Origin of the sequence: Acinetobacter sp. V2 (genome assembly GCF_001188385.1) — a bacterium.
Taxonomy (GTDB): Bacteria; Pseudomonadota; Gammaproteobacteria; order Pseudomonadales; family Moraxellaceae; genus Acinetobacter; species Acinetobacter oleivorans.
The window spans coordinates 196999-198925 of the sequence record NZ_JZFB01000001.1 but is presented as its reverse complement, the minus strand read 5'-3'; the positions used below and the strand labels follow the sequence as shown (position 1 = coordinate 198925).

Genomic DNA, 1927 nt, shown 5'->3' with positions numbered 1-1927 from the left:
CCCCAGATCTGCATCCAAGCCGTGACATCCAAATACCCTGTGCCACTTGAGGCTGGGTTTGGCATGACAATCAAGTTTTTATAAATCGGGTTGGTTAAATCTTTCCAAGTTTTTGGAATCGGTAGCTTACGTTTTTCTAATTCGACTTTATTAACACAAATTGCAGATTCCCATGCATCCATACCCGTCCACGTCGGAACAGTTTTTTGGCTCACAAATTCTGGTTTTAAATTTTGCACGCCTTCAGGTTTAAAAGGCTCAAGCATGTCTTTCTTTTCCATGACCAGCAAACTGGTTAAAGCCACACCAAAAACCACATCTGCTTGAGGATTTTTCTGCTCTGCTAAAAGTTTAGCGGTGATTACACCAGTTGAATCACGTACCCATTTTACTTTGAGTTCTGGATAGGCTTTATGTAATTCTTCTTGGTACTGTTTAAGCTGGTCGGCTTCCACTGCCGTATAGACTGTGATTTCTTCTGATTGTTTTGATGTTGCCGATGAACATCCCATTTGAATAGCGACTACCACACCTAAAACTGATGCAGTGCCAAGTTTAATTGTCTGTTGAACGTACTGTTTCATCTGCAAACCATCGAATGCAATTAGTTAATGATCGTATTTCAACAGCTTTATATGACAGTTTGATTAATCTGGTTTAAACCAGATTGCATTTTTATGCTCTTGCTTCGAAATGCAAATCTAAAACATCATGTAGCCAATATTCTTGGTCAACATCGGTAATTACGCCCTCTTCATTTCTATTGCTACGACAAATATATAACCCGAGCGCGCCCGTATTTACATGCAATGCTTTAGCCTGTTGGTCAGATAAAGCTGTTGGATACAGGTTAATATCGGCTCTTGTGATATGGCAGTTATATTGATTTGCCATGAGTAAAGTAATGGATTGCTTGAGATCATGAGTTAAAAACTCAGGAAAAAGCTCGGCATTCACACGTAAATGTTCAACCAACACAGGTCGTCCATTAATGCAACGACGTCGCCAAACTGAATAAATTGGATGCCCTTTTTCAACTTTTAAATGCTTGGCATCCCAAGAAGTAGCCTGAGTCAGTTCACTCGAAATCACTTCTGTCGAAGGTTCATAGCCTTGTTCAATCACAAACTGGTTAAAGTTTTTTGTCGATTGCGGGTGATAAATAATACGAGCAGAACGAACATACCAACCACGGCGGTCTAAGCGATAAATCAGACCATCAGTTTCCAAAGCCAGTAAAGCTTCACGTGCAGCTACTCGAGTGGTTTGGAATTGTTCCGAAAGTACTCTTTCTGATGGGAGTTTTGCGTGGGCTTCTAATACACCAGATTCAATATCGTGGGCAATTGCATCGCGAATAGGAATATATTTAGGTATGCGTGCTTGGTCCTGTTCCATACAAACTTAGAATTTATAAATAAAGAAATTAATAGCAATATACTGAAAAAATGTGACAAAAGCTTTTATTAATGCTGATCTTTTAAGCAAAACAATCTCTTAAACTATTTTTCTCCACTCCATTTTTTATATAAAAAAAAGGACATTTTCATGCCCTTTTTATTTTTACATAACCTTTAACTGGCGTGCTTAAAACTATCAATTTGCTTAATCTCATAAGGCAAACCAACATAGTTTTCAGCCAATGTGGTTTTACCCGCAATTGAACCCAGTACATAACTTAACTCGGCTTGTTTAATCTTATGATCAAACTCACTTTCAGTTTCAAATCGATGCAATAAATGAGTCATCCACCAAGAGAAACGCTCTGCTTTCCATACACGTTGTAGGCATTTCTCTGAATATTCATCAATCCCTTGCTCGGAACCTTCCACATAATATTCAACAAGCGCACTTGATAAATAAGCGATATCAGAGGCAGCGAGATTTAGGCCTTTTGCTCCTGTTGGTGGAACGATATGCGCAGCGT

At 38.9% G+C, this 1927-nt stretch carries 3 protein-coding genes; all 3 read right to left on the bottom strand.

The features are described 5' to 3' along the window. Positions 1 to 584, bottom strand: a 584-nt coding sequence (locus UC75_RS19535; RefSeq protein WP_228136994.1) for an extracellular solute-binding protein, incomplete at its 3' end; no start/stop codon positions are given. Positions 585 to 675: 91 nt separating this feature from the next. Continuing rightward, positions 676 to 1398, bottom strand: a complete 723-nt coding sequence (locus UC75_RS00910) for a UTRA domain-containing protein (RefSeq protein WP_049836387.1) — start codon at positions 1396 to 1398, stop codon at positions 676 to 678. A gap of 176 nt (positions 1399 to 1574) precedes the next feature. Further along, positions 1575 to 1927, bottom strand: a 353-nt coding sequence (locus UC75_RS19530) for an FAD-dependent monooxygenase (protein WP_228136993.1), incomplete at its 5' end; no start/stop codon positions are given.